Annotated in this window: 11 protein-coding genes and 1 pseudogene; 4 read left to right on the top strand and 8 right to left on the bottom strand. The window is 34.0% G+C overall.

Annotated elements, in window-relative coordinates:
• Window positions 1-549: tyrosine-type recombinase/integrase (locus ACQKL5_RS21260; protein ID WP_427610816.1), on the top strand; the 549-nt coding region annotated here is incomplete at its 5' end.
• A gap of 958 nt (window positions 550-1,507) precedes the next feature.
• On the opposite strand, the gene ACQKL5_RS21255 is transcribed toward ACQKL5_RS21260, so the two are convergent.
• Window positions 1,508-1,783, bottom strand: a complete 276-nt coding sequence (locus tag ACQKL5_RS21255) for a hypothetical protein (RefSeq protein WP_427610815.1) — start codon at window positions 1,781-1,783, stop codon at window positions 1,508-1,510.
• Between the two features lie 337 nt (window positions 1,784-2,120).
• Here ACQKL5_RS21255 and ACQKL5_RS21250 point away from each other — a divergent pair, with 337 nt between their 5' ends.
• Window positions 2,121-2,315 carry an antitoxin VbhA family protein gene (locus ACQKL5_RS21250; RefSeq protein ID WP_427610814.1) on the top strand — a complete coding sequence of 65 codons (195 nt, stop codon included), beginning with the start codon at window positions 2,121-2,123 and terminating at the stop codon, window positions 2,313-2,315.
• Window positions 2,316-2,488: 173 nt separating this feature from the next.
• Here the strand turns inward: ACQKL5_RS21250 and ACQKL5_RS21245 are convergent, their stop codons facing one another.
• On the bottom strand, window positions 2,489-3,307 hold the full coding sequence (locus tag ACQKL5_RS21245; protein WP_427610813.1) for a hypothetical protein: 819 nt from the start codon (window positions 3,305-3,307) through the stop codon (window positions 2,489-2,491).
• Between the two features lie 578 nt (window positions 3,308-3,885).
• A complete protein-coding gene (locus ACQKL5_RS21240) occupies window positions 3,886-4,059 on the bottom strand; it encodes a hypothetical protein (protein ID WP_427610812.1) in 174 nt (57 codons plus the stop codon).
• A gap of 112 nt (window positions 4,060-4,171) precedes the next feature.
• Here ACQKL5_RS21240 and ACQKL5_RS21235 point away from each other — a divergent pair, with 112 nt between their 5' ends.
• Window positions 4,172-5,059, top strand: coding sequence for a hypothetical protein (locus tag ACQKL5_RS21235; RefSeq protein ID WP_427610811.1), 888 nt, complete (start codon window positions 4,172-4,174; stop codon window positions 5,057-5,059).
• Window positions 5,060-5,110: 51 nt separating this feature from the next.
• Here the strand turns inward: ACQKL5_RS21235 and ACQKL5_RS21230 are convergent, their stop codons facing one another.
• The 5 genes from ACQKL5_RS21230 to ACQKL5_RS21210 form a co-directional block, all read right to left on the bottom strand.
• Complete coding sequence (locus tag ACQKL5_RS21230; RefSeq protein ID WP_427610810.1) at window positions 5,111-5,692, bottom strand: hypothetical protein; 582 nt, start codon at window positions 5,690-5,692, stop codon at window positions 5,111-5,113.
• Between the two features lie 209 nt (window positions 5,693-5,901).
• Window positions 5,902-6,234, bottom strand: a complete 333-nt coding sequence (locus ACQKL5_RS21225; protein ID WP_427610809.1) for a hypothetical protein — start codon at window positions 6,232-6,234, stop codon at window positions 5,902-5,904.
• Window positions 6,235-6,357: 123 nt separating this feature from the next.
• The gene (locus tag ACQKL5_RS21220; RefSeq protein ID WP_427610808.1) at window positions 6,358-7,122 is read right to left on the bottom strand and encodes a LolA family protein; all 765 of its coding nucleotides are present in this window, start codon (window positions 7,120-7,122) and stop codon (window positions 6,358-6,360) included.
• Window positions 7,107-7,673, bottom strand: a complete 567-nt coding sequence (locus ACQKL5_RS21215; protein ID WP_427610807.1) for an RNA polymerase sigma factor — start codon at window positions 7,671-7,673, stop codon at window positions 7,107-7,109. Before ACQKL5_RS21215 ends, ACQKL5_RS21220 begins: the two co-directional genes overlap by 16 nt.
• Window positions 7,674-7,932: 259 nt before the next feature.
• A complete protein-coding gene (locus ACQKL5_RS21210; RefSeq protein WP_427610806.1) occupies window positions 7,933-8,526 on the bottom strand; it encodes a hypothetical protein in 594 nt (197 codons plus the stop codon).
• A gap of 338 nt (window positions 8,527-8,864) precedes the next feature.
• Between ACQKL5_RS21210 and ACQKL5_RS21205 the strand changes: the two are divergent.
• Window positions 8,865-8,992 (top strand): annotated as a pseudogene (locus ACQKL5_RS21205) (site-specific integrase); the annotation flags it as partial.

Genomic DNA, 8,992 nt, shown 5'->3' with positions numbered 1-8,992 from the left:
GATCAGCAGCAACTTGAAGATATGAAATGGGCGCTGAAGCGCCACTGTTCGGAGCGTGATTATATCCTGTTTGTCGTAGGATGTGAGACCGGCCTGCGTGTCGGGGACCTACTCAAGCTCACTACGAAGCAGATTCTGGACCTGAAAGGCAAACAACACAAGATCCTTCGGGTTAAAGAAGGCAAAACGCAAAAAATCCGCGACATGTATATCGCGAATTGCTTCGAAGAGGTCTTTGCGTACGCCAAAAACGTCCAGAGTCCCTATTTATTCCCGTCCAGGAAGGGAGAACACCCCATTACCCCTACACAGGCTTACAGGCAGCTAAACAAGGCCGCAGAGTTTGCGGGCGTGGAGCATGTCGGTAACCATACGTTACGGAAAACGTTTGGCTACTGGTTTTATAAGGCCACAAAGGATATTGCGATGTTGCAACGGATCCTACATCATTCCCATCCTTCTGTCACCTTGCGTTATATCGGTATTACTGAAGAAGAGACTAACAATATACTCAAAAACTTCAGTGTGTTTGCACTACTCAACCAGTGAATATACAAACATCCAATTAAAATAAAAAAAAGAGCAGAAAATAAATTCTACTCTTTACAGAATCCGTGACTTCAGAAACAGAGAAACTTATACATTATTAGTTCCACAGACAGTGATAATTCACATCACTTCCAGAACGAAAATGTTCTGGGATCCATATAGCATTGCGAAAATGTCCGCGTACTATATGGCCACTGCGTTTATGGGGTGCAAGTTTGCACATAGTGGCATATCCTCCTTAAAATTTCTAAGGGATATGCGCTTATTAGAGGTCCGGCCTTCCAACTAATTACGCAACTAGTTAAAATTCATACTATTAAAGATTCAACTAAATAGTTGACATCATTAAATATACTTTAGTATAATTCGGATTACGGTTCGAAATTTCCTAATGTATGTATATAAAATTAAACATATGCTCAAAATGATACTACCAATATCAATTTGAATTAGTGAGGAATGGTCTAATAGACAAAATATCCCCATACTTAGAGTATCACACTTGCCATTATTCAGGCAAGATTTTTGTGTTATTTTTTTGTTTTATTAAAATATTTTGTCAAAATGTAAGTACATATGAACAAAGAGACCGCCCTAAACTTCCAGGCGGTCTCTTTTTAATTTATAAGCATACTGCTGCCGCCGATAAAATCATATTCAAAAAGGTAATAGTAATCTTATTTACATAATTCAACTTATCGGTTTATGTATTCTTGAATTTCAAGGTCATTTATATCGCTGCAATACATTTGCAAGCATAAAAAATGTGTATTGCAAATGTATTGCAGGTAAGGGAAAAGTGTATTGCAAACGTATTGCAAATCCGATTTTCTAGTACCCACCATTTTGTTAGGCTTTGCCTAACTCCACACCCTTGGTGGGGACAAAAATCCCTTATGCTCTTCAGTTTTTCTTCAAGAAATTCATTGAAGAGATACTTTTGAAAATCAAAAAGCCCTTATCTTTCAAGATACACAATATCCGGATCATGAACGGGCCCGATATCTTCATCCTCCATATCCAACTGTTGAACAATAAAACGGTCGAGATCCATGCCAGTAAACTTCCCTTGCAGAGACAATTCTTTCATTCCAGACTCTACATATACTTGTTCGTAATCCGGTAGAAACATCTCTTGAATGATTTGTTCTTTGCTTTTCCCTTCCCAACTATAACTCAGTAAAAATTCGGCTGTTTTGCTGTTAGCTGAAGGGTCATTTTTTGGATTCTCCATAGAAATACATCCTCCTATATTTTATAAATCATCTGCTTTTATAAGCGTAATTCACACATGCGAACAGGCAAGTTAAAAGAAATACTGAAGAGCATAAGGGGTTTTTGCTATCACCGAGGGTGCTAGGTTAGGCAAAGCCTAACAAAACCGTGATATCACGAGAATTCTATTTGCAATATGTTTGCAATACATCAACAATACATTTGCAATACACTTTTTCTTCACGTGCAATACATTTGCAATACGCTCTTAAGATGCTATAAAACCAGTAAAACGGATTCTCCGAAGAGCATTCCCCCGTTCCTTTTAAGATAAAATAGAAGGAGAGGTGATTCCATTGAAAGACTTAGAAACATTCAAAAAACAGTTTAATTCTGTGAAAAATTCCATGGCAGTAGAAGGCCTCATAGTGACTCCAGAAATAGAGGATCTTGTCTTCAGAAAGGCCACTGGTAAGATCACTCATGACGAATTTATCAGGGAAGCTCTACTCCTTGCAAACCAATCAGGGGAAAATCCCGATGGTCCATAAAACGCTTTAAAGGCCCCAATTTACCTTTTTTTCATTTTTATTTATTTCAATACTCCTGAAAAATTCAAACGCCTGAGAAAGCCGTTTAAATGGCTCTAAGCTTGTAAATGAATATAAAGGACAGCTTAAATAGGGTAAAAAACATACACGAATCCCTTGTATGGAGTCAATCCTTAGTGATTAGCTGAAAAAAGGTCTAAAGGAAGCTCCGAATAGGTCCGATCCATGAGTTTCTTAAAGGTACCTGTGAAATAACGTACCAGGTTGGTTTTTACTTTCCCTCGTTTTAACCCTCTAATGGCTTGTTTAAAGGCGTTTATCGCCGTATATGTAATCGTATCTGGTTCAACTATGTCTGAAATGGCTTTTGTATCAAGGAAAACACTTTTCCAAAGGTCTTCAATCGTGGCTGCCTCATCAAAGAAAGGCTTAACCGCCTCGATAAATTCTTTAGGAACATAAGAAGCTGTAAAAGTAGAATCTAAAGGAACCTCTTTACGTGTATTTAATCTTTTAAGAATACTAGTTTCTAAAAGATTACTAGTTTCCCCTTCAAAATTATTCGCTTCAATCTTACTCTCGCAAGGTTTCTCGCGATTCTCACAATACGTCAATTTTCTCTTTTTTAATACATCAATTGTATTAAAAATATAGACATTATGACCTTTTCCGCCTTTGGATTTTGCTGTGTTTTCGATAGATAAGATGCCTAATTCCTTCGCTTTTCGTAGCATCCGTTCAAAAGTGGACCGACTTACACCAAATCCGTTCAGTTTATCATTGATGGCTTTTACTAGCGTTCCGATCTTGGCGTTGGCCACACCTACATATTTGGCGGAGAACCGTACCAGGCGCTTAAATGCGACGAGTTCTCCTTTGGTGAAATCCTCTTTATGTTCGGCTAGGAACATTTCGATTGTGGTATTAAATTCTTTTATGCTGCTAAACTTGCTGAAGTCTTTAAAATTTTCTATTCTACCTGCGATTAACATGGTATTTTCTCCTTAGAGGACCATAAAAAAGACACTGCGCCCGATAAAGATTAAGGGAAACAGTGTCTTTTTTTATTGTGTCTAAAAGAAAGAAACAATATTTTTCACTTGAAACTAACCGTAATATGCACTAAAATAAGTGGTACTAATATGTTAGTTACAAGAACTTCGACAAGTGTTTTCCCTAGTGCGATTAGGGGGAACGGTTTAAGGGGACGGCAATCCCACTTAGACACGTTGAGGTTCTTTTTACGTCCGTATTTTATTAGGATTAATTATCCAACAATTGTGACTAAAAAACAAGTAAAATTGATAGTTTGTGGGTCTTTAAGATATAACGTAATACTATAGAAAAAGGAAACACCTATAGTCCCTACATCATTTATGATGTTAGATTATCCACATAGACGATTTTTAAGCTAAAAAACAAGGTTTCTTTAAGACCTTGTTTTTTAGCTTATTTAATTAATTAGTATATGTGTATCTACTATTATTCCAGTATGCATAGTGACTGATAGTAGTAGAAACTGAAGGCTCCCCAGACTAAATTTCTCCTCCAGCTGTTACTATACCACTCATTATTTTTTATTATTTTCTTCAATTGTTTTTCTTAACTGCTTAATTTCTTCTAATAATTCTATGTTTCGATCTTCTTTATTCTTCCCAATATTTTTTAATAAGGTTACTGCTAATAAAAATATAACTATAAAACTAAAAAGAGTTGAAATTGTAAGAAAAACGTAGAAATCCATAAAACCTCTCCTTAAATTGTACTGTTTAGACAAAAATACCAAATTGTTATTAAACAAAAATACGTTATTCTTATACAGGTATTTACAAAAAAAGACATTATAGGGGGATAACATGAAAAAAATACTTTGTTTGGTATTTGCAACCATTATAGCAATAACAGCTTCTTTTGGGGAATCAGCATTTGCTGCAGACACAAACAATAAATCATTTACTTTTAGTAATGGTAATGTGGGACACTCGTATCATTGGTTAACATACGTGGATACAGAGTGTGGTATGAATACTATTGCTAAGTATTCTGCCTCTAGTAACAGTAATGTAAACAAAATGGGAGTTGATTGGACCGCCTATAACATTACTGGTACTCAACAAGATTGGGGTAATATAGAATACTTGAACAAAAAATATCTTTATGACAACTCTAAAACCGCTGTTCTTGGAAAATCTTATGCCTCTTTTGATTTCCTTGAAAATAAACAATCATGGAAACCTAAAGGATATGTTTATCATTGTGGGACTTCTGCGAAAGCAGCAACTTCTGCGAAAACAGCTTCTTTAGATAGTTCTCTTGATTTAGAAAATCCAAACTTGCTTCCTACTAAGTATAAAAATCTTTGGAAATCAAAAAAAGGTATTTCTACGAAAAGTGTTCAAAGTACCACTCCTGAAACTGATGTTATAAAAGAAACACTTGATGAGTACTACCTAGAAGATATTCAAGAATTTAAACTTGAAAATGGTGAAGTTGTTACTTCAGATAGCTTTAAAGTAGATAAGACTATTAGACAACAAGGAAGTCATTTCGAAGATAAAGAATTAAAACTTGAATTTAGTGATTTACCAGAAGATACTAACATCACATACATCAGAGCTTCTGTCCCACAAAATACTTACCAAGATGGTGAAGCATTCAACCTTCAGGCTTATATCGTTGTAAGCGATTCTGTTGGTAATGGAGATGCTTTAGATTTTGGTTTTATATCTACACCAGTCGAATAATACTTTCACAAAAAAAGGATGTGTTTTTTACATCCTTTTTTTTGTAGTTTATTAACCGAAAATACGTTTCCAGATTCCATCTTTTTTTTCTTTTTGTGCCTTATCCATTATTTCATACATTTTTTGTTGAGTTTCAAGCATTATATCTAATTTTCCTTTCAAAATCTCATTTTCTCTTTTCAAATTCTTATTAGTATCTAATACCTTCTCTACTGTCTCAACCACGTAATTAACTTGGGTCTTAGACACTTGATTTTCTTTTATATATTGCATATCGTGCACTAAAGATTTTATATCTTTAGTTAGAAAATCCTGTTCTTTCAATGGTTGCACAGTTTGTATCGGCGATATGTTTTTATTTTCGTTACTTCTCCGTGTCGCCACTATCTCAGCCGCCATATCTAACCCTATTTTAGCATCTTTACGTAATTTGATTAATTCGTTAATAGCAAGTTCATCAATTGAGGTATATATACGTCCTATTGTCGGATCTTTTCTAAATTGATATCCCTGTTTTTCTAGTACTTGAGCATATTTGCGTACTGTTGATTCAGCAATATCTAAATGCTTAGCAATATCACTAGTTTTTAGTTGTTTATAATCTTCTATATCTAATTCTATTGTATCGTCCATATATCATCACCTCTAATAATAAATTAAACAGCACATAGGCGATATCCTTCAAGGAAAAAGGAATATTTAAATGATAGTGTGAGAAGCATACGTTAAAAAGGCCGCCAATCGGCAGCCTTTTCTTTCTTTAAGTTAACATAAAATCTGATCTCGGAAGCTGGCCTTGTGCTCGATTTTAAGAAAGGCGCCACTAGGCGGCCTTTCTTACGCTAAATAGATCCGTTATCTTTCATTCTTATATTAAAAGCATCATAATCCTCTTTTTTAAGAGAAACTGTTACCCTATCAACTCTTTCTGAATTTGAAAAGCAAGTTAATTGTTGAGTGAATTTTATTCCTAACGGTCCAATTATTTGGTAAATAACGTTTAAAATTTTAAAACACTCTAAATCTATTCCATCTTTTAAATGGTTCTTCATACTAATAGCGACGGTGTTTTCAATAATATCAAATCTGGGTTTCTGGGGAGAAATATTGTTCCTTTTACAAAAGCCTTTTATAATTTGTTTGAAAGGATCAGAGTTTTTATCATAAATATCCAATAAATCGCCCCTTTTTCTTTGGTACATTTAAATATATCACAAATTTTTCTTCAATTTTAATGTATGATTATTGTAAGAATCATACATTAAAAATCCCTCCAATTGAGGAGGGACTGGGAACCATTACGGTTCATTTGATTCAATTACTTTGGCACCTTTTGGTGGCTTGACTTCAAATAAATTTGCATTCACTTCTACATCAAACTTAACTTCAAGTATTTTTGAATCCTCAATACGTTGATTACCATTTACATTAATTTCTCTTAAGATAAGTTTGGTTTCTGTATCAAACCACAACTCTGTATTTCCTTCAATTAAATATTTATCAACTGTTCTACCTAAAAACGAATCCACTCCAAGGTTTTGTATTTTCGAATCATCTATCCCTTTAAAATATGTCTCTTCAAATGACTGTGATGGTTGATCATACTTCCAAATGGTGAATGTATTTTTTTCTTTATCATATTGACCTACTAATTTTCCATCGGAAACGGAATAATCACCGTTTTCGTCTTTTTGAAATTCCTTTTCTCCTGATAAATAAGTTGTAAGCTTTCTTCCGTCAGGAGATATTTCAATAGCCATAACTGCTAAATTGGGAGGCATTACATTTAGGTTATCTTGCATATCCGAAAAATCATCCGAAACAACTAAATTCATTGCTTTTTCAGCTGTCTTAATTATTGCAGCCTTTACTATAGGAATATTCAACATTCCTATACTTAAAAGTGTTACTAGTAACAATGGAGCAACAACGTAAATCCACTTCGCCTTCCTTTTAAATGATTTTTTATCTTTTTTCTTTAACACGGATTGTATATTCACACTATCAGTAAACTCATACTGGTTAGCAGCTCTTTGTAGTGTTTCTTTCAACTTTCTTTCCATATAGAATCCCCCCTAAACGATATATCGGAGTTGTTTGAGAGAACTACTTTCTTCAGTTTCTTTCTAGCATTATAAAGTCTAGATTTCACAGTGCCTTCACGGATGTTTAGTGTTAATGCAATTTCAGAAATGGAGAGTTCTTGAAAATAATGCAACACAATTACAGTCTGATATTTTTCCTTTAAGGTTTTCACCATATCAATTAGAAACTGTTCCTCTTCTTTAAGCATGTATTCTTTTTCAGGATTATGATTGTATTCATAATTATCCTGTAGTTTCAATGTGAATCGTTGCTTACTTTTTTGTTTTAAAGAGCAATTAACTACAATGCGATTAATCCATGTTTTTAAAGAAGCTTTATTTGGATCAAATCGCTTTAACGATGAATGTATTTGAATCAGTGCTTCTTGTACTGCATCTTGGGCAAGCGCATAATCGTGTAATAACAAGTAAGCAGTTTGATGAGCTTGTTTAATATAAGGGTTCACTAATGAATTAAAAGAGTTGTCGTCTCCTTGTATAGCCTTTTTTATTATTATTTTTTCATCCACTCATCTTCCCCCTCTCACTTACTTATTACCAATAAACAATAATAAGGTTCATTTTTAATGAATTTTCCCTACTAAATAATTCTTCATGTAAGTTATTTGTCCCTTTTAGTTTTAAAATGAGAATTTATTGTTCGTTTTGAATGTATGATTATTGTAAGAATCATACATTCAAAATGCCGCCGATAGGCGGCATTTTTTTATGGAGTTAAGGAACTATTTAATTGGGTTAGTTGTATGGAAGATCTACCAAATTTACCGTTTAATCAGAAACTATTGCTTTAGGTCGCCAATGGTATGGGACAGTCGTATTATGCGTAGTAGACCATTCTATAAATTCATTTACATTTTTTACACCAAACTCTAAAACTGCTTGATAAATAAAAACAGATGAGAAATCTTGTTCTTTCTCAATCAACGCTTCTTTAATATCCAAAATAATTTCCCTTGTCTCCGGAGTTAAATAATTTTTCATAAAAGGAACTATATCTCTTGAAAGTGCGCCTTCTCTATCTATTGAAAATAGCCACATATCAATTGTCCATTGTACTTCCTGTGCCTGATAAACTAGCTTAAAATAATGTCCGTTAAAATCAGACTTCGAATAATCACGATATTTTAATTCAATCACATTTGGATTCGCTAAGAGAACAGTTAATTTTTGCATAATTACCTCAGGCTTTGTTTCTTCACAAAATGTTTCTAAATCAATATCAGGTTTAACAATTAAATCATATGCCGTAGCTCCAACGACAAAACAGTCACCAATTTCATTCCACTTTTCTACTAATTGTAATTCTTTTAATATTTTATCTGCTTGCTGCTTATTAAGAAACGCCCTATCTAAACTAGTCATACATTTCCCCATTCCCAATTTTTGGTGACATTACAGAATACATAAAATCGAGAAGAATAGCAAACTTTCATTACAAAGTTAAGCAAAGGTTACTTTTTGTAAACAAAGATTTTCAGCATAACAAAACCTGCCCCCCGATTGTTCAAAAAGGGGATTTTTTTACTTGGATTTGAATGTATGATTATGATAATTATCATACATTCAAAACCCTGATTTCATTGACTTTTTTCGTTTTCTCTCTTTATACTGAAAAAAGAGAAAAAATCGTACATTCAAATCCTTGATACATAAGGGTTCAGGAGGCCGATTTTAAGACGTGATAGAAAGGTCGATGAATCATGACAAAACAAAAAGATGTGCAGCCGATCCGGGATCAGCAGCAACTTGAAGATATGAAATGGGCGCTGAAGCGCCACTGTTCGGAGCGTGATTATATCCTGTTTGTCGTAGGATGTGAGACCGGCCT

It is taken from the genome of Peribacillus sp. NPDC097675 (assembly GCF_050277655.1).
Lineage (GTDB): Bacteria > Bacillota > Bacilli > Bacillales > DSM-1321 > Peribacillus.
This window is presented reverse-complemented; position numbering and strand designations above follow the sequence as displayed.